Genomic DNA, 18,104 nt, shown 5'->3' with positions numbered 1-18,104 from the left:
TATGATGGCTATATTGGTGACGGGCGGCGCCGGTTATATCGGCTCGCATACGGTATTGGCACTGTTAGAAAGGGGGAGGAAGTTGTCGTACTGGACAACCTGTCCAACAGTTCGCCAGAGTCTTTGTTTCGGGTGGAGCGATTAACCGGTAAAAAAGTAATTTTTTATCAGGGAGATATCCAGCAACATCATTTGCTGGATCATATCTTTCGCCAGCATGATGTTCATGCGGTTATTCATCTTGCGGGTTTGAAGTCGGTCAGAGAATCTACCGAAGAGCCACTGAAATATTATCAAAATAATATTTCCGGCTCATTGATCGTACTGGACAGAATGCGCCATGCTGGCGTTAAGCAATTTATTTTCAGCTCTTCAGCCACCGTCTATGGGCCGGCAGAATATACCCCACTGACGGAAAGCTGTCGTGTTGGGCAGACCACCAATCCTTACGGAACCTCAAAGCTGATTGTCGAGCAGATCCTGGCGGAGTTCGCTTCAACGGCACCGCAGATGGCAATCACCGCGCTGCGTTACTTTAATCCGGCCGGGGCGCACGAGTCCGGCTTGATTGGTGAGGATCCCGCCGGCATTCCCAATAATCTTCTGGCTTATCTGGCGCAGGTGGCTATTGGCAAACTCGCGGTGTTGCCGGTGTATGGCAACGACTACCCTACCAGCGATGGTACCGGGGTACGTGATTACATTCACGTTATGGATTTGGCCGAAGGGCATTTAAAAGCGCTGGATAACCTGCAGCCAGGATTTAACGTCTATAACCTGGGCACCGGTAAAGGCTACTCGGTGCTGGAGATTATTCGGGCGTTTGAACGCGCCTGTGGCTTCAAAATCGCCTACCAATTTAATCCCCGGCGTGCGGGAGATATTGCCGAGTGTTGGTCCGACCCGTCTCTGGCGGCAGAGAAGCTGGGCTGGCAAGCCAAACGCAGTCTGGAAAAAATGGTGCGCGATGCCTGGTCATGGCAGAGCAAAAATCCGCAGGGTTATGGCTCTTCGGTGCCGCTGTCATCGATAAGGATGCTGGCCGATGAAGCTTAACGACGGGCATTTGGGGGTTATGCAGGATGATCTGTTCCGGGCTGAATATGAGGCGCGGATCAACGATCTAAAGTTTGAGTTTGTGAAATATCAACGTGAGGCTTCGTTGCTGCTGCTGGAGCGTTATCAGCGCGGTGTCGCGCAACTGCGTGAGTGGCGGGCTGCACATGGACATTTATTCGATGCCGCCCGCTGTTCTTCACTATTTTGTGTGCCTACTCGCCCGCTGGCTGCGAGTGAAAAACGGCTGCACCGGATCTGGCTGGGGGGCGCGATACCTGACGACGCCAGAGAGGTTATCTCCCAGTGGGGGGCCGCGCAGCAGGCGGTGGCTAGCACCGAGACGAATGACTGGGTCGGCATGTTATGGGTTTGGGACGCACAGCAGCTGGCAAGGGATGCGTATTTCATCCCCGTACCGGTGATAAAAGGCGGCTACCTGGGGGAGTATGATGCGGGCAACCATCGCCTGCAGGTGCATTCGCTGAGCGAACTGGCGCAAAAAAGGGTCGGCGACAACCTGGGCTTTATCCATCAACTGCACGATAAGCGCTATTACGCCACGCTTTCCGACTACTTCCGTTTTCTGATTTTGATCGAGATGGGGGGGCTGTATATGGATATCGATACCATACCCCACCGGTCGGCGACGCTGTTTTTGATCAAACCAGAGGTGCCTGATTATCTTCAGTTCCTAGCTGAGGGCGAGGTCAGCCACGTTAGCTGGTTGAATCTGTTTCTCGATGAAACCGGCATGATAGTCAGCCGCAAGGGCGATATCTCACTGTGCCGAATGCTGGCGGGGTTGGATCAGATCTATGCGGCGGAAAGCGGCGAAGTCCCGGACAAGAATTCGGATTATGAACGCAAACTGTTTGATCCCTTTTATCAGCTGTGGAGTCGCCACATAGGCCGCTCTTTCCTCAGTCACGATCGCTTCTGCCAGGATTATGGCGTCCATTATGATGCGCACCCACAGGCCGTCACCTGCGGTATTCGCGGAATGCGTCTGCTGGAGGATGTGATCACCAATGAACGACTACCGCTGTCGCAGGAAGAGCAACACAGCTACCGGCAATGCGTCAGCCGGCTGGAGCAGGTGGACTGGCAGCTTGAGCAGCCGCTGGATCTGGCACGTTATGCGGAAATATTTACCGTTGATGAAGTGCCGCGTATGGCCTATCCAGCGCAGATCCGTTCCGATATTGACCATTACCACTATTATTCCGTACTTTCCCATGACCGCACGCTTGATCGGGTAAACCAGCTATTTGGCGAGTACCTGATCGCCGATAACCGGCGGCAGATTACGGCGGGTAATTACTGGTGTCCGACCGCTGGGGTAGGGGGGGCGGTTTTGCCGGAGCCGGGTGGGGCATTGCATTTTCTGCCTGGACACCAGGCGAGTGAAACAGATAAAACCCGTATGGCGAAGCTGATTTTCAGTACCAGCTACCTTGAGTACTGTTCTGTTGGCAATCGAGCCGGGCTGGATCTGGTGTCATTACAGCAGGCGCAAAATATTGAGCCTTATCTGGGGCTGATCACGGTAGCTTACGATCGGCGTGGAGAGTTTGTCGGTTTTTTTAATGCGGCCACCATTAGCGAGCTGTATGGCATAGAAGCGGATTATCATTATCGCGATGAAATAAGGCCGCTTGATGAGGCTTATGACAGCTTTGTCCAAAGCCAGTGCACTGAGGATGACTATTTCATCTGCAGTCTGGCGATTGAGAGCCAATTCCGCGGGCTAGGGCATTTTAACCAGCTGTTTGCGCAGATAAGGCAGCGAGCACAACAGCACCAGGCGAAAAATATCGTGCTGTGCGTATGGCAACGCAGTGATGCCAGCCAAATCTATCTGAACAAGGGGTTCCGTGTTCGAGGTGTATTCGATCACGCCTGGTCGCTGTTTTTTGATCGGTTGCTGTTTCTTGAGTATGAGCTGTGAAGAGGTTTGCCCATCCGCGTGTCGGCGGGTGAGTGAGTGCTGAGAGTGTAAGTGGGAAGCGAGAGAAGTGCTGTAGAGAAGTGCCGCTGCAATTGTTGTATTTAACGCTGTAAACTTTCCCCGGCCTGTCCGGGGATTTTTTATCCTATTATCGCAGGCACAAAAAAACCGCCGTTAAGGCGGTTCTCAATGCCGGTTAGGACATTATTTTTTGTCGTGCAGGGTGTCGTCTTCGCGGCAGTCACCGGTCTCACAGTGGCCGTACAGGTACAGGCTGTGGTTGGTGAGTTTGATGCCGTGTTGTTTGGCGATATCACGCTGACGCACTTCGATAGACTCATCGCTGAATTCGATCACTTTGCCGCAATCCAGGCAAATCAGGTGATCGTGGTGATGTTGCTGGGTCAATTCGAACACGGACTTGCCGCCTTCGAAGTTGTGACGGGTCACAATGCCGGCATCATCAAATTGGTTCAGTACGCGGTAAACCGTAGCCAGGCCAATTTCTTCGCCCATATCTATCAGTTTTTTGTACAGATCTTCCGCACTGACGTGATGGCATTCCGGATTTTGCAGTACTTCCAGGATTTTGAGTCGCGGAAGCGTGACTTTTAAGCCGGCCTTCTTCAATGCGGTGTTGTTGTCAGTCATGCGGATTCAGTCCTGTTACTATGCTAATCAAGTTGAGGCGTTCTCGCCTTTGGCATCGGTCGGCACAAAGAGTTAATTGCGTCTCATTATAGAACCGGTTGCTCTAAATGGAAACCGCCGGTTGTTAACAAAGCTATAATTGCACAATTGCATGTTATACATGCAACGTCTTGATGAATGGGATAAACCGAAAACTCAGTCTACCTTGAGGGTGTGGGAAGTTACAAATCTGTAGCTTCTATTGCAGTAATTTGTACTGCCAATGATGGCCCTGCCGGCACACTATGCACTTTGCAGGGCTTTTGTTCAACCTTTGGCGTTACCCGACGATTTCGGCCAGGCTTAGCTCTTCGACGATTTGTTTTACCCAGCCTTCAACACGTTCGTTGGTCAGCTCAGGTTGGCGATCTTCGTCAATGGCCAGGCCGATGAAATGGCTGTCGTTGGCCAAGCCTTTGGACGCTTCAAAGTGGTAACCCTTGGTCGGCCAGTGGCCTACGATCGCGGCGCCACGCGGTTCAATGATGTCGCGAATGGTACCCATCGCATCACAGAAATACTCTGCGTAGTCTTCCTGATCGCCACAGCCGAACAGCGCAACCAGCTTGCCGTTGAAGTCAATTTCTTCCAGCGTTGGGAAGAAATCGTCCCAGTCGCACTGCGCTTCGCCGTAGTACCAGGTTGGGATACCGAGCAGCAGGATATCGAAAGCTTCCAGATCTTCTTTGCTGCTTTTGGCGATGTCATGAATTTCAGCCACCTCTTTACCAAACTGCTGCTGAAGAATTTTCTGGATCATCTTGGCAATGTTTTCGGTATTGCCAGTGTCGCTGCCAAAGAAAATGCCTACATTAGCCATATCGCGTATAACCTTTAAATTCAATAAATTGCATTCACGATGTTAGCGTAGACTACGATAACACCGATTAAAATGATGCCATGGCAAGAGATTATCTCTTACCGGTAAGTGCGTATCATGCCAGAAATTTACCCCGGGTATTTATCACTTTAATGCGATGCCGGGTGGAATAAAGCGGTGTTGATCGGGCGTCATCCTTAACGCCGCGCCGCATGTGCGGCTGCAATGATCAATGTTCTGGCTGCTCGTCCGCCAGTTGTGCCAGCAGCATTTGCTCAATAAGCTCGCTGCGGCTGATATTACGCTGTTCCGCCAGTTTGTTCAGGGCGTCCACCGCATCCGCGTTGATCTTCAGTTCCACACGCCGTAAGCCACGGACTTTATCGCGTCGAAGCTGATTACGCTTATTGATTCTAAGCTGTTCATCTCGGGATAGCGGGTTGGTTTTCGGGCGCCCCGGACGGCGTTCATCTGCGAACAGATCCAGCGTCGTGCGATCCGTTTGTTCTTTTGCCATAGGTAGCGGTACTGCAAGGGAGTTTGCATCAAAAAGCGCTTACACGCTTCCGGACGGTTCGGTTAACACACTTCGGGCCAATAAACCCTAACCCAAATTCACCCCAGCCTGACGTTAGCGAACACGCTCGGCACGGCGGCAAAATTATAGCGCGCCATATTACCCCAGCAGGTAGAGCGACGACAATGCTTAACTGAGCCGAAAACGCGCTAAGCCGTTATCTTTAGCGCGTTTTTTCATCAGATGGTGACTTTGGGAGAGAAACGACCCATTTGTCGGGCCTGGCGCGACTCAGGCTTCGCCGAGAAAGCGGTGAATGGCGCGCAACACCGCCTCCGGTTTTTCCGCATGAACCCAATGTCCGGTACCGGCAACGACGTGAGCGCGAGCCTGCGGAAATTGACGGGCAATATCTTCGCGATAGCTGTCCTGCACGTAAGGCGACAGGCCGCCGCGGATAAACAGCGTCGGATGAGGCCAGGCCGGCACTTCCTGCCAGCCGGTGATGTTCTCGTACTCTTCGATCAGCACCGGCAGATTGAAACGCCATTCGCCTTGGTGGAAGGATTTCAGCAGGAACTGGATCACGCCTTCCTCTTTCAGGTAGCCGCGCATCAATTCCGCCGCCTGCTGGCGTTGGGTAATGCCAGCGGCGCTTACCGCCTGCAACGCGACAAAAATTTCGTCGTGGCGGCGCGTTTGATAGTCCACCGGCGCAACGTCAATGATGATCAGCTTCTCCACGCGCTGCGGGGCGATTGCCGTCAGCGCCATGGCCGCTTTGCCGCCCATCGAGTGGCCAATGACAATGACCTTCTCCAACTGCAAATCGTCCAGCAACGTCAGCAGGTCCTGCGCCATTTCTGGGTAGGTCATGACCTCAGAACGCGGTGACAGGCCGTGGTTGCGCAGATCGACTTTAACTACGCTGTGCTGCTGGTTCAGGTCGCGCGCCAGTACGCCCAGGTTGTCCAAATTGCCAAACAGCCCGTGGATCAGGATCACCGGCAATGCATCGGACTCGGTGGCCAGCAGTTGATAATGTAATTTCATGGCGAAGTTCATACTGAGAGAGATTCAGATTAGGTTATCATGATTAAAACACTCGATGAATAAACCCGTCGCCTTTCAAGCGGCAGGGTTGTTCGCTGTACTTGCTGCAACTTAAAATCCATAGGATAAAACGTGGATTTTTCATGGTAAGGTGCAGGTTTGGCAGCGCCGGTGTCCGGCGGGCTATAGGTATTAGTCTGCTTTTGCCGTATTGGGGCACATTGTTATGTTCGCCTCTGCGCTTTTAACCTTATAATCCCATGGCTTGAATGCCGGATCTGGCTTCAGGTTCTAAGTAGAAAAAAACAGTACTGGATAAAGATGAAAACTATTGAAGTCGACGAAGAGCTCTACCGCTATATTGCCAGCCACACGCAACATATTGGTGAGAGCGCGTCCGATATTTTGCGCCGTATGTTGAAATTTACCGCAGGCCAGCCGTTACGTGCAGCGCCGGCCGCCAGCGCACAGAGCGCAGAACAGGAAAAAATCGTTGCCGCATCGCGCCCGCGCGATCGCGTACGTGCCGTGCGTGAACTGTTGTTGTCGGACGAGTACGCCGAACAGAGCAAAGCGGTGAACCGTTTTATGCTGGTACTTTCCACCCTGTATACCCTCGATGCGGCCGGCTTTGCCAGCGCCACCGATGCGTTACATGGCCGTACCCGTACCTATTTTGCCGGCGATCAGCAAACCCTGTTGGCGAACGGAACGCACACCAAGCCAAAGCACGTTCCGGGCACGCCTTACTGGGTGATCACCAATACCAATACCGGTCGCAAACGCAGCATGGTTGAACACATCATGCAGGCTATGCAGTTCCCGACGGAACTGACTGAAAAAGTTTGCGGCACTATCTAATTTAGCGAACAGCCCGTCATGGTGGCCGTGAGCGACATATTGCCAGGCCGCAGGACAGGGATTAGGGAGATATGTCGATGGCGAATAACCCACGTGCCGGGCAGCCGGCTCAGCAAAGCGATTTGATCAACGTAGCCCAGCTGACGTCGCAGTACTATGTACTGCAACCTGAAGCGGGCAACGCCGCACACGCGGTCAAGTTCGGGACTTCAGGCCATCGCGGCAGTGCGCTGCGCCACAGCTTTAACGAAGCCCACATTCTCGCGATCGCGCAGGCGATTGCCGAAGTGCGTCATCAGCAGGGTGTGACCGGTCCATGCTACGTGGGTAAAGACACCCATGCGCTGTCGGAGCCTGCCTTCATTTCAGTGCTGGAAGTGCTGAGCGCCAACGGCGTTGATGTGATCGTGCAGGAAAATAATGGTTTCACGCCAACGCCTGCGGTCTCCCATGCCATCCTGTGCCACAACCGTAACGGTGGGGCATTGGCCGACGGCATCGTGATCACCCCGTCCCACAATCCGCCTGAAGATGGCGGCATCAAATATAACCCGACCAACGGCGGCCCGGCGGATACCAATCTGACCTCGGTGATTGAAAAGCGCGCCAATGAACTGCTGTCTCTGCAGTTGAAAGGCGTTCAGCGTCAATCGCTGGATAAGGCCTGGGCCAGCGGCCGTGTGCATGCACAGGACCTGGTGCAGCCATATGTTGAAGGGCTGGTGGACGTGGTTGATATGCCTGCGATTCAGCGTGCCGGCCTGAAGCTGGGCGTCGATCCGCTCGGCGGGTCCGGCATCGCCTACTGGCAGCGTATCGCCGAGCATTACAAGCTGGATCTGACGCTGGTGAACGATGCTATCGATCAGACCTTCCGCTTTATGCACCTGGACCACGACGGTGTGATCCGTATGGACTGCTCTTCAGAACCGGCGATGGGTGGCCTGCTGGCGCTGCGCGACAAGTTCGACCTGGCGTTTGCCAACGATCCGGATTACGACCGCCACGGCATAGTTACGCCTGCGGGGCTGATGAACCCGAACCATTATCTGGCGGTTGCCATCAACTATCTGTTCCAGCATCGTCCACAGTGGAGTGCTAACGTAGCGGTAGGCAAGACGCTGGTTTCCAGCGCGATGATTGACCGCGTGGTAGCTGATTTGGGCCGCAAGCTGGTGGAAGTGCCGGTGGGCTTCAAATGGTTCGTTGATGGCCTGCATGACGGTAGCCTGGGCTTTGGCGGCGAAGAGAGCGCAGGGGCTTCGTTCCTGCGTTTCAATGCTACCCCGTGGTCTACTGATAAAGACGGTATCATCATGTGCCTGTTGGCGGCGGAAATCACCGCAGTGACCGGCGAAAATCCGCAGCATCACTACGAAGACCTGGCCAAGCGTTTTGGTGCCCCGAGCTACAACCGCATTCAGGCACCGGCAACTTCTGCGCAGAAAGCGGCGTTGTCCAAGCTGTCACCGGAAATGGTCAAAGCCGATACTCTGGCGGGTGATCCTATTACCGCACGTTTGACGGCGGCACCGGGCAACGGCGCATCGATTGGTGGCCTGAAAGTGATGACCGACAACGGTTGGTTCGCAGCACGTCCTTCTGGTACCGAAGAAGCCTACAAGATTTACTGTGAGAGCTTCCTCGGTGCTGAGCACCGTGAAAAGATCGAGCACGAAGCGGTAGAAATCGTCAGCGAAGTGCTGGCTTCTGCCAAGTAAGGCTTCTCTCCCTTGAAAAAAGGCGCTGTTTTAACAGCGCTTTTTTTATGCCTGCAATTTAGATATATCTTTTTCATTCTTCACCTCTTGCGCATTTAGATATATCGATCTAGATTAGATATATCGAAGTGACTTAGATATATCTAAATCACCTCGTAAGCTGATTATCCAATGCGAGGTACAGACTATGTTTCACCGTTTAGATTTACACCGTCGTCACGGCTGTCGCCATGACAGCGAAGAAGGGCACGAACATCACCATCGTCGTCGTGGCGGTCGCCATCATTTTGGCGGCGACCATGGTGAAGAGCATGGCCGGGGAGGGCGCGGCGGTCGTGGCGGCCGTCACCGCATGTTTGAACACGGCGATCTGCGGCTGGTGCTGCTGGCGCTGGTGGCGCGTAAACCGAGCCACGGTTACGAACTGATCAAGGCGATCGACGAGGCGTCTTCCGGTCTCTATGTGCCAAGCCCAGGGGTGATTTATCCGACACTGACGCTGCTGGAAGAGCAGGATTTCCTCGAGCCGATCACCAGCGGCAACGGCCGTAAAAGCTATCAGATCACCGAGCTGGGCCAGAGTGAATTACAAAAACACCAGGCCGTCGTCGATGTGATCCTGGCTCGTTTGGCCGGTGCCGGTCGCGGCCACCATCATCATGGCAATCTGGCGGAAGGCATCTCCGACGCCATGAACCGCCTGCGCAGTTTGTTGCGTGGCAATGTGATGCGCGCCGATCTTTCGCCACAGCAGGTCGAACGCATCAATGCGGCGCTGCTCACCGCGGTGGCGGCAATTGAAAGTGAAATGAACATTGCTCCAACAGATACAGATAAGGAAAACAACTGATGCCTGGCCACCGTTTCCGCATTACCGTTGAAGCCCTGAGCGATCGCCAAGGCGAGCCCGTTGAGAAAACGCCACTGAGTTTTGAGGTGGAAAACCACGACGATATTCTTGGCATCGTTGAGCGCATCAAAGCGCGCGAAGATCTGAACTTTGGCGAAAATAACAGCGCGGCCTTCGCCGTCGGCTTGAAGCTGTTCTCTGAAGTGATGATCGAAAACCGCAAGCACCCGGTGTTTGCCCCGCTGCGCGAGGCGTTCAAAGAATTTATGGTGGGGCTGAAGAAAGGCCAAAACGTGTAGGGGTGCCGCATGCTGCACCCGTTTAATCGAATATTGCATCAGCTTAACCGCATGCTGCACCCTTTCACCTCATGGCATAAAGCGGTAACCGACGCCGGTTTCGGTCAGCAAGTGTTTTGGCCGGGCCGGATCGGCCTCCAGTTTTTGCCGCAGATGCCCCATATAAATTCGCAGATAGTGGCTGTGTTCGACGTAGTTCGGTCCCCAGACGTGGCTTAATAGCTGACGCTGGGTGATGACCTTGCCGGAGTTGGCCAGCAGTTCGGCCAGCAGGCGAAACTCTATCGGTGTCAGATGCAGATCTTCACCCTGGCGCAGTACCCGGCGGTTGATCAGATCGACGGTGATTTCGGAAAAGCTGACCAACGGACTCTCCTGCTGGCTGCCTGAATGGCGGCGCAAGGCGACTCGCACGCGGGCCAGCAGTTCGCCGATGCCAAACGGTTTGCTGAGATAGTCATCCGCCCCGGCGTCCAGCGCGGCAATTTTGTCTTCTTCGGCATTACGCGCCGACAGCACAATCACCGGAATGGCGCTCCACTGGCGTAGATCGCGGATATAGTTAAGCCCGTCACCGTCCGGCAACCCTAAATCGAGAATAATCAGATCCGGCTTGCGCGTGCCAGCTTCAATCAGCCCGCGCTGCAGCGTTTCGCTTTCAAACACCCGTAGCCCCTCACTTTCGAGCGCGGTACGGACGAAGCGCCGGATCTCTTTCTCATCTTCGACAATCAGAATATTGGTTGGCGTGCTGCTCACAAGGCTCCCTGGAGTTGGTTAGAGATCAAAGGCTTCGCTGTCTATTTCCGGCGGTTTTTCCAGCGGCAGCACAAAGCGGAAGCTGGCACCGCCGTTAGCGCCGTTTTCCGCCCAAATGCGGCCGCCGTGCACTTCAATAATGGCACGGCAAATCGCTAACCCCAAACCTACGCCGGGAATGGCCGACTCTTTATTGCCGCGGGAAAACTTATCGAAGATAAGCTGTTTTTTCCCTTCAGGAATGCCTGGGCCATCGTCCCAGACTTCGACTTCCAGCCAGTCGGGCAGCGTATGGGCGCGAATGCCGATAGTAGCATCGATACCGGCATATTTATTGGCATTTTCCAACAGGTTAGTGAAAACCCGCTCCAGCAGGCTGCCGTCGCAATTAACCAATATCAGCTCCGGCGGCAGCTCAACCTTGATCTGGTGTTGGGTCATCAGCGGTTCCAGCATGTGCAGCGAAGCGCCGACGATCTCCTCCAGCGACTGCCACTCTTTTCGCAGATTAAAGCCACCGGATTGAATGCGTGCCATATCCAGCAGGTTGTTCACCAGCCGGGTGGTGCTCAATACCTGCTGGCGGATCTGACTGGCCTGCGGAGCATGGTTGGAGCCTTCCGCGGCCAGATCGAGCGTCAGAATTTCCGCCTGGCCGAACAGCACCGTCAGCGGCGTGCGCAAATCGTGGGACAGCGCCGCCAGCAGCGAGTTGCGCAGCTGCTCCCGCTCGGCGTCCAGTTTTGCTTCCTCGGCGCTGCGCGCCAGATGCAATCGTTCCAGCGCGCTGGCGATCAGCACCGCAAAGGTTTGCAGCAGCCGCTGTTGTTCCGGCACCATCAGTTGGCGCAGGTTACTGGGTTCGATAGCCAGCAGGCCGAAGGTTTGTTTCGACGTGGTGAGCGGGAGCAGTTGGTAAGGCACGCCAGGCAAGGTGTCGGTACCGGCGCCGGCCGGCATGCCCTTGTCGAAACTCCAACGGGCGATAGCCTCATCCACCGACAGCAGCCCGCCCGTTTCGCCAACCATTTGCTGCAGCTTGCCGTCTTCCTGCGGCAGCAGCAGGACGGTTTTGGCCTGGAAGCTGCTGGAAAGGAAGTGGCGGCTGGTTTTGGCGATATCTTCGGTGGTCAGCGCCTGGCTGAGCCCACGTGATATTTCATACAGGTGCCGAGCTCTTTGCTCGCGATAACGGGCCACTCGCGCCTGATAACGCACGCCGGCGGTCAGGTTGCCGATGGTGATGCCGACGATCAGCATGACGCCGAAGGTCAGCAGATACTGCATATCGCTGACGGCAAACGACCATTCAGGCTGGACGAAAAACAGATCAAAGCTGGCGACGTTAATCACCGCCGCCAGTACCGAGGGCCAACGGCCGAAGAACAGCGCGACGATCGCCACCCCGAGCAGATACACCATCACCAGGTTGGCCTGGTCAAAGCCCGGCAACAACCATTGGGAGAGCAGGGTGATCAGGGCGCAGAGTGCAACGGCCACGGCGCAGCCGCGCAATTGCATGCGCCATTTTTCGGTAAAGTTGCGGCCATCATGTTCTTTCCCCTGCGGCGCAGGGGTGTCGTTTTCCAGCGCGACGATCACCAGATCGAGATCGGGTCCCAGGCGACCGAGACGATCGGCAAAGCTGCCGCGCAGTTTCCAGCGTTGTTCGCTGCGGCGGCCGATAATGATTTTGCCCAGGTTATGTTCGCGGGCATAGCGCAACACCGCACGTTCTTCATAAGGTTCAGACAGGGTAGCGGTTTCAGCCCCCAACTCCTGCGCCAGCCGCAGCGCCCGCAGGATCGCCCGGCGTTGATTTTCCGGCAAGCGGTGCAGTTTCGGTGTTTCTACATACACCGCGTGCCAGTGGCAACCCAATCGGGCCGCCAGCCGCGCCGCGATACGCACCAGTTTCTCATTGCCGCTGCTATGCCCCACGCACAGCAAAATGCTGTCGCGAGTGTGCCATACCCGCTCGCGGCCCTGAGTATCGCGAAAGGCGCGCATCTGGTCATCGACCCGGTCGGCGGTGCGGCGCAGCGCCAGTTCGCGCAGCGCGATCAGATTGCCCTTGCGGAAAAAGTGCTCGATGGCGCGCTCGGCCTGGCCGGGAATGTACACCTTGCCTTCATTTAATCGCTGACGCAGATCGTCTGGCGGCAGGTCAACCAGCACCACCTCGGTGGCCTCGTCGAACACGTGATCGGGCACCGTTTCACGTACCCGCACGCCGGTCACGCCGCCGACCACGTCGTTCAGGCTTTCCAGATGTTGGACATTGACGGTGGTCAGCACGTCGATACCGGCGTCCAACAGCTCTTCCACATCCTGCCAGCGCTTCGGATGGCGCGAACCGTAGGCGTTACTGTGCGCCAGCTCATCCATCAGGATCAGTGCCGGGTGGCGTGCCAGCGCGGCATCGAGATCAAATTCCTGCACTAAGCGTCCGCGATGCTGGATGCGTTTTTGCGCCAGCAGATCCAAGCCGTTCAGCAGCGCTGCGGTTTCGCTGCGGCCATGGGTTTCCACCACGCCGACCAGCACGTCCAACCCCTGGCTGCGCAGCCGCTGGGCTTCCTGCAGCATGGCGTAGGTTTTGCCCACCCCGGCACAGGCGCCGAAGAAAACCTTCAACCGGCCGCGGGGCTTTTCATTGGCCAGCGCCAGCAGGCTGTCAGGGTCAGGGCGTTGTTGTTCCTCATCCACCATCGGAGTTCCTTTTGCAGCAATGTACCCGTCATACTGCAAGCTGCTTGGGTGTTGGCTGCCTTCACTCACCCCAGTCGCTTACTTGAGTAAGCTCCTGGGGATTCACTCAGTTTCCGCCTACAAGCAACTCGAATTATTTTGGGTATATATATCGGGTTCGGCACGCCGAACCCGATACTTATCCTTTAACACGCAACGGATTATTTCAATGCGTCGAGCGCCAGGTTCAATTTCAGCACGTTTACCACCGACTCGCCCATAAAGTTGGGGGTGGCCTGATCGGTGCTTTGATCAATCAGCTTGGCGATTTGCTCCGGCGGTAGTTGGCGCGCCGCCGCAACCCGGGCCAGTTGATATTGCGCCGCCGCGAGAGAGATCTGCGGATCCAGTCCGCTACCCGAGGCCGTCAGCAGATCGACCGGGATCGGGCCCTTCATCGCCGGGTTGGCCAGACGCAATTGCGCGGCACGCTCGGCGATGGCTTTATCCAGCGCCGGGTTGGTGGCGGCCAGGTTGCTGCCGGCGGACGCCATCGCATTATAGGCCGAATCGCCGGTGGCAGAAGGGCGGCCCCAGAAATACTCGGGTTTGGTAAAGTTTTGGCCGATTAACGCGGAGCCGACCACCTTATCGCCCTGATACAGCAGCGAACCGTTGGCCGCGCCGGAAAACAGCAGCTGCGAAAGTCCGGTCGTCAGCAACGGGTAGGCGATACCGGTAATCAACGTCAGCAGAATCAACATCACCAACGAAGGGCGTAAATAAGACATTTTCATTTCCTCTCAATGATTAACCGGCGATGTGCAAGGCGACCAGGATCAGGTCGATCAGCTTGATGCCGACAAAAGGCACCAACAGACCGCCCACGCCATAGAGCCACAGGTTGCGTCGTAGCAGTGCAGCTGCGCTCATCGGTTTATAGCTCACCCCTTTCAGCGCCAGCGGGATCAGGAATACGATCACCAGGGCGTTGAAGATCACCGCCGACATAATGGCGGAGGCTGGGGAGTGCAAATGCATCACGTTCAGGGCGTTAAGCTGCGGATAGGTTGCCGCAAACGCCGCCGGGATAATGGCGAAATACTTGGCCACGTCGTTGGCGATGCTGAAGGTGGTCAGTGAACCGCGCGTCATCAGCATTTGTTTGCCGATGTGCACCACTTCAATCAACTTGGTCGGGTTAGAGTCCAGATCGACCATGTTGCCCGCCTCTTTGGCGGCCTGAGTGCCTGAGTTCATCGCCACCGCCACATCAGCCTGAGCCAGCGCTGGGGCGTCGTTGGTGCCGTCACCGGTCATCGCTACCAGACGGCCTTCCGCCTGATATTGGCGAATCAACGCCAGCTTGGCTTCCGGCGTCGCTTCCGAAAGGAAGTCGTCTACCCCGGCTTCGGCGGCGATCGCGGCGGCGGTCAGTGGGTTATCACCGGTGATCATCACCGTTTTGATGCCCATTTTACGCAGCTCGGCGAAACGCTCTTTAATGCCGCCCTTGACGATATCCTTCAGCGCTACCACGCCCAATACGCGCGGGCCTTCTGCTACCACCAGCGGCGTACCGCCAGTGCGCGCCACGCTGGCGACCAGTTCGTCCACCGCCTGCGGGAAGTGGCCCTGATTGGACTCCACGTGACGACGAATGGCGTCCACCGCGCCTTTGCGGATCATCCGGTCCTGCACGTTGACGCCGCTCATGCGCGTTTGGGCGGAGAAGGGCACGAAAGTGGCGTTCAGCGCCTGCAGGTCACGTTCGCGCAGGTTGAAGCGTTGCTTCGCCAGCACCACGATGCTACGGCCTTCCGGCGTTTCGTCCGCCAGGGATGACAGCTGGGCCGCGTCGGCCAGATCTTGCTCCTTCACGCCCGGCGCAGGCAAGAACTCGGAGGCCTGACGGTTACCCAGCGTAATGGTGCCGGTTTTGTCCAGCAGCAACACATCAACGTCACCAGCGGCTTCCACCGCACGCCCGCTGGTGGCGATCACGTTGGCCCCCAGCATTCGGCTCATCCCGGCCACGCCAATGGCCGACAGCAACCCACCGATGGTGGTAGGGATCAGGCAGACCAGCAGCGCCACCAGCACGGTAATGGTGACTACCGAACCGCCGTTGGCGGCGTCCACGCTGTACTGCGAGAACGGAAACAGCGTCGCGGTCGCCAGCACGAACACGATGGTCAGTGCGACCAGCAGAATGGTCAACGCTACTTCGTTCGGGGTTTTACGCCGTTTGGCGCCTTCCACCATGGCGATCATCCTGTCGAGGAAGGTTTCGCCCGGGTTAACGCTGCACTGCACCACCAGCCAGTCGGACAGCACGCGGGTACCGCCGGTCACCGACGAGAAGTCACCGCCGGATTCGCGGATCACCGGTGCGGATTCGCCGGTAATGGCGCTTTCGTCCACGGAGGCGCCACCTTCCAGCACTTCGCCGTCGCAGGGGATGGTATCGCCGGCTTCCACCAGTACGATGTCACCCTTACGCAGGCTTTCGGCTGACACTTTCTCGGTGGCACCATCACGGCGCGGCGCGGACAATTTTTTCGCCCAACTGGTTTTCTTGGTGCCCCTCAGGCTTTCCGCCTGGGCTTTGCTGCGTCCTTCGGCCAGCGCTTCGGCAAAGTTGGCGAACAGCACGGTGAACCACAGCCACAGCGCGATACTGCCGGTGAAAGCCGCGCTGCCGTCGGTCTGTCCGGCGAGGATCGCCAGCCAGATGGCCGTAGTCAGGATGCTGCCTATATACACCACGAACATCACCGGGTTACGCCACTGGGTGCGTGGATCCAGCTTTTTCAGCGCATCGATCAGCGCGGTACGGACCAGTGCCGGTTCAAACAGCGCACGTTGTTTGCGAGTCATCACTTAATCTCTCTCTTTATTTCATTCCCTATGGATTTCGAGTTGCAGCTAGGCACCCAACTCGCTCATCCCCAGGCGCTTACTTGAGTAAGTAACTGGGGTGAGCGAGTGCCAGGTAACAACGCTGCGGCTCGAAAGGCGACGGGAATGCGCCTGTTATTTGGCCAGCCAAAGTTGCAAATGTTCGGCCACCGGTCCCAGCGCCAGCGCCGGTACGAAGGTCAATGCGCCCACCAGCAGCACGGTGCCGATCAGCAGACCGATAAACAGCGGCCCGTAGGTTGGCAGAGTACCGTTGCCCGCAGGCTGACGTTTCTTCGCACACAGCGAACCGGCAATGGCCAGCACCGGCAGGATCACCCCAAAGCGGCCGACGAACATGGCGAAGGCCAGCAGCAGGTTATAGAACGGCGTATTGACGCTCAGGCCGGCAAAGGCGCTACCGTTGTTGTTGGCGGCGGAAGACAGCGCATACAGCACTTCGCTGAAGCCGTGCGCGCCCGGGTTAAGGATGCCTGCACGACCGGCGTCGGTGGCGATGGCCAGCGCCGTGCCCAACAGCACCAGCGTCGGCGTGACCAGGATCGCCAGAGCGGTCATTTTCATGTCGTAGACGTCAATCTTTTTGCCCAGGTATTCCGGTGTGCGCCCGATCATCAGCCCGGCAATAAACACCGTCAGCAGGACGAACAACAGCATGCCGTACAGGCCCGAGCCCACACCGCCAAACACCACTTCGCCAATCTGCATCAGCCACATCGGCACCATGCCGCCCAGCGCGGTAAAGGAGTCATGCATCGCATTGACCGCACCGCAGGACGCCGCGGTGGTCACCACCGAGAACAGGCTGGTGGCGAGAATGCCAAAGCGCGACTCCTTGCCTTCCATATTGATGTTGCTGGCACTGCCCAATTCGCCCAGATGAGGGTTACCCGCCAGTTCGGCGAACATCACCACCACCACGGCAACCACGAAGATCAGCGCCATCGCACAGATCAGCGCGTGGCCCTGGCGGTTTTCACCGGCAACCTGACCGAAAGCAAAACACAACGCGCAGGGGATCAGGAAGATCGCCAGCATTTGCACAAAGTTGGTCAGCACGGTCGGGTTTTCGAACGGGTGAGCCGAGTTGGCGCCGAAGAAACCGCCGCCATTGGTGCCGAGCATCTTGATCGCTTCCTGAGAGGCCACAGGCCCCATCGGCAGCGTCTGCTGCGCGCCTTCCAGCGTGTTGATGTGCAGGTAGGGCAGGAAGTTTTGCAGCGTGCCCTGGCTGACGAAGAACAAAGCGATCAACAGCGAAATCGGCAGCAGCACATACAGCGTCACGCGGAACATATCGATCCAGGCGTTGCCGATAGTGGCGCTGGAACGACGGGTGAAGGCGCGGATCAACGCAAAGGCCACGGCGATACCGGTCGCGGCGGACAGGAAGTTCTGTACTGCCAGACCGGCCATTTGGCTGAGATAGCTGAGAGTGCTTTCACCGCTGTAGGCTTGCCAGTTGGTGTTGGTGACAAAGCTGACCGCGGTATTGAACGCCAGATCCCAGGACAGGCCGGGGAAGCCCTGCGGGTTAAGCGGCAGCGAGCCTTGCGCCATCAGCAACGCGAACAGCAGCACCAGACCGAGCAGGTTAAACCACAGGATCGCCAGTGCGTATTGCCACCAGTTCATTTCGGCGGGGGTTGTGCCACAGCAACGCCAAATGCCGGCTTCCAGCCGACGCAGCGCCGGCAGCGGCTCTCCTTCAATCAGGCGTGCCAGGAAACCGCCCAGCGGTCGCGCCAGCAGCAGAAGCACCAGCAGGAAGCTGGCAATCAATAAAAAGGCTGAAGCTGCCATCAGAAATCCTCCGCATTGAACAGGGCATAAACCAGATAGCCCAACAGCAGCAGAACCAACAGCGCACCACCAATAACGCTGATACTCACGGGACACCTCCAGAGGTGTAGT

At 56.7% G+C, this 18,104-nt stretch carries 15 protein-coding genes and 1 pseudogene; 6 read left to right on the top strand and 10 right to left on the bottom strand.

Going from position 1 to position 18,104, the window contains the following annotated elements; all coding sequences use genetic code 11:
- Position 1: 1 nt before the first annotated feature.
- Positions 2-1,056, top strand: a pseudogene (galE, locus tag ACMGG1_RS18225) (UDP-glucose 4-epimerase GalE).
- Positions 1,046-3,007, top strand: coding sequence for a glycosyltransferase (locus ACMGG1_RS18220; protein WP_414160913.1), 1,962 nt, complete (start codon positions 1,046-1,048; stop codon positions 3,005-3,007). The pseudogene galE and the gene ACMGG1_RS18220 overlap by 11 nt, the downstream one beginning before the upstream one ends.
- A 204-nt stretch (positions 3,008-3,211) precedes the next feature.
- On the opposite strand, the gene fur is transcribed toward ACMGG1_RS18220, so the two are convergent.
- From fur to ybfF, 4 genes are all read right to left on the bottom strand, one after another.
- Entirely contained in the window at positions 3,212-3,658 is a 447-nt protein-coding gene (gene fur / locus ACMGG1_RS18215) for a ferric iron uptake transcriptional regulator (RefSeq protein ID WP_020825646.1), read from the bottom strand.
- 319 nt (positions 3,659-3,977) lie between these two features.
- The gene (gene fldA / locus ACMGG1_RS18210; protein ID WP_048759474.1) at positions 3,978-4,517 is read right to left on the bottom strand and encodes a flavodoxin FldA; all 540 of its coding nucleotides are present in this window, start codon (positions 4,515-4,517) and stop codon (positions 3,978-3,980) included.
- A 229-nt stretch (positions 4,518-4,746) separates the two neighbouring features.
- Positions 4,747-5,034 carry a LexA regulated protein gene (ybfE, locus tag ACMGG1_RS18205; RefSeq protein WP_004949692.1) on the bottom strand — a complete coding sequence of 96 codons (288 nt, stop codon included), beginning with the start codon at positions 5,032-5,034 and terminating at the stop codon, positions 4,747-4,749.
- Positions 5,035-5,325: 291 nt separating this feature from the next.
- Positions 5,326-6,099, bottom strand: coding sequence for an esterase (gene ybfF / locus ACMGG1_RS18200; RefSeq protein ID WP_020825648.1), 774 nt, complete (start codon positions 6,097-6,099; stop codon positions 5,326-5,328).
- 309 nt (positions 6,100-6,408) lie between these two features.
- Between ybfF and seqA the strand changes: the two genes are divergently transcribed.
- The 4 genes from seqA to ACMGG1_RS18180 all read left to right on the top strand — a co-directional run bounded on the left by seqA (position 6,409) and on the right by ACMGG1_RS18180 (position 9,818).
- On the top strand, positions 6,409-6,948 hold the full coding sequence (gene seqA / locus ACMGG1_RS18195) for a replication initiation negative regulator SeqA (protein WP_116691007.1): 540 nt from the start codon (positions 6,409-6,411) through the stop codon (positions 6,946-6,948).
- Between the two features lie 77 nt (positions 6,949-7,025).
- Positions 7,026-8,669 carry a phosphoglucomutase (alpha-D-glucose-1,6-bisphosphate-dependent) gene (pgm, locus tag ACMGG1_RS18190; protein ID WP_046375073.1) on the top strand — a complete coding sequence of 548 codons (1,644 nt, stop codon included), beginning with the start codon at positions 7,026-7,028 and terminating at the stop codon, positions 8,667-8,669.
- A 187-nt stretch (positions 8,670-8,856) separates the two neighbouring features.
- Positions 8,857-9,519 carry a PadR family transcriptional regulator gene (locus tag ACMGG1_RS18185; protein WP_048759473.1) on the top strand — a complete coding sequence of 221 codons (663 nt, stop codon included), beginning with the start codon at positions 8,857-8,859 and terminating at the stop codon, positions 9,517-9,519.
- On the top strand, positions 9,519-9,818 hold the full coding sequence (locus ACMGG1_RS18180) for a DUF3861 domain-containing protein (RefSeq protein WP_020825652.1): 300 nt from the start codon (positions 9,519-9,521) through the stop codon (positions 9,816-9,818). The genes ACMGG1_RS18185 and ACMGG1_RS18180 overlap by 1 nt, the downstream gene beginning before the upstream one ends.
- Before the next feature lie 69 nt (positions 9,819-9,887).
- Here the strand turns inward: ACMGG1_RS18180 and kdpE are convergent, their stop codons facing one another.
- The 6 genes from kdpE to ACMGG1_RS18150 form a co-directional block, all read right to left on the bottom strand.
- Entirely contained in the window at positions 9,888-10,577 is a 690-nt protein-coding gene (gene kdpE / locus ACMGG1_RS18175; RefSeq protein WP_046374274.1) for a two-component system response regulator KdpE, read from the bottom strand.
- 18 nt (positions 10,578-10,595) lie between these two features.
- A complete protein-coding gene (kdpD, locus tag ACMGG1_RS18170) occupies positions 10,596-13,289 on the bottom strand; it encodes a two-component system sensor histidine kinase KdpD (RefSeq protein ID WP_020825654.1) in 2,694 nt (897 codons plus the stop codon).
- 200 nt (positions 13,290-13,489) lie between these two features.
- Complete coding sequence (gene kdpC, locus ACMGG1_RS18165; protein ID WP_048759470.1) at positions 13,490-14,059, bottom strand: potassium-transporting ATPase subunit KdpC; 570 nt, start codon at positions 14,057-14,059, stop codon at positions 13,490-13,492.
- 19 nt (positions 14,060-14,078) lie between these two features.
- The gene (kdpB, locus tag ACMGG1_RS18160; protein ID WP_142815736.1) at positions 14,079-16,148 is read right to left on the bottom strand and encodes a potassium-transporting ATPase subunit KdpB; all 2,070 of its coding nucleotides are present in this window, start codon (positions 16,146-16,148) and stop codon (positions 14,079-14,081) included.
- Between the two features lie 156 nt (positions 16,149-16,304).
- Positions 16,305-17,993: a potassium-transporting ATPase subunit KdpA gene (gene kdpA, locus ACMGG1_RS18155; protein WP_414160912.1), complete on the bottom strand. Its 1,689-nt coding sequence runs from the start codon at positions 17,991-17,993 to the stop codon at positions 16,305-16,307.
- Positions 17,993-18,082 (bottom strand): K(+)-transporting ATPase subunit F, encoded by a 90-nt coding sequence (locus ACMGG1_RS18150; protein ID WP_004949718.1) that lies wholly within the window; start codon positions 18,080-18,082, stop codon positions 17,993-17,995. Before ACMGG1_RS18150 ends, kdpA begins: the two co-directional genes overlap by 1 nt.
- Positions 18,083-18,104 lie beyond the last annotated feature (22 nt).

It is taken from the genome of Serratia sp. BNK-12, assembly GCF_047456085.1.
In the GTDB taxonomy this organism is placed as follows: domain Bacteria; phylum Pseudomonadota; class Gammaproteobacteria; order Enterobacterales; family Enterobacteriaceae; genus Serratia; species Serratia liquefaciens.
The sequence above is the reverse complement of the archived record's forward strand: the minus strand, read 5'-3'. Positions and strand labels throughout refer to the sequence as shown.

What these genes read in the sequence shown, in the direction of transcription:
- ACMGG1_RS18220 (WP_414160913.1), top strand. Translation starts at nt 1,046, where the DNA reads ATGAAGCTTAACGACGGGCATTTGGGGGTTATGCAGGATGATCTGTTC.
- fur (WP_020825646.1), bottom strand. Translation starts at nt 3,658, where the DNA reads ATGACTGACAACAACACCGCATTGAAGAAGGCCGGCTTAAAAGTCACG.
- fldA (WP_048759474.1), bottom strand. Translation starts at nt 4,517, where the DNA reads ATGGCTAATGTAGGCATTTTCTTTGGCAGCGACACTGGCAATACCGAA.
- ybfE (WP_004949692.1), bottom strand. Translation starts at nt 5,034, where the DNA reads ATGGCAAAAGAACAAACGGATCGCACGACGCTGGATCTGTTCGCAGAT.
- ybfF (WP_020825648.1), bottom strand. Translation starts at nt 6,099, where the DNA reads ATGAACTTCGCCATGAAATTACATTATCAACTGCTGGCCACCGAGTCC.
- seqA (WP_116691007.1), top strand. Translation starts at nt 6,409, where the DNA reads ATGAAAACTATTGAAGTCGACGAAGAGCTCTACCGCTATATTGCCAGC.
- pgm (WP_046375073.1), top strand. Translation starts at nt 7,026, where the DNA reads ATGGCGAATAACCCACGTGCCGGGCAGCCGGCTCAGCAAAGCGATTTG.
- ACMGG1_RS18185 (WP_048759473.1), top strand. Translation starts at nt 8,857, where the DNA reads ATGTTTCACCGTTTAGATTTACACCGTCGTCACGGCTGTCGCCATGAC.
- ACMGG1_RS18180 (WP_020825652.1), top strand. Translation starts at nt 9,519, where the DNA reads ATGCCTGGCCACCGTTTCCGCATTACCGTTGAAGCCCTGAGCGATCGC.
- kdpD (WP_020825654.1), bottom strand. Translation starts at nt 13,289, where the DNA reads ATGGTGGATGAGGAACAACAACGCCCTGACCCTGACAGCCTGCTGGCG.
- kdpC (WP_048759470.1), bottom strand. Translation starts at nt 14,059, where the DNA reads ATGTCTTATTTACGCCCTTCGTTGGTGATGTTGATTCTGCTGACGTTG.
- kdpB (WP_142815736.1), bottom strand. Translation starts at nt 16,148, where the DNA reads ATGACTCGCAAACAACGTGCGCTGTTTGAACCGGCACTGGTCCGTACC.
- kdpA (WP_414160912.1), bottom strand. Translation starts at nt 17,993, where the DNA reads ATGGCAGCTTCAGCCTTTTTATTGATTGCCAGCTTCCTGCTGGTGCTT.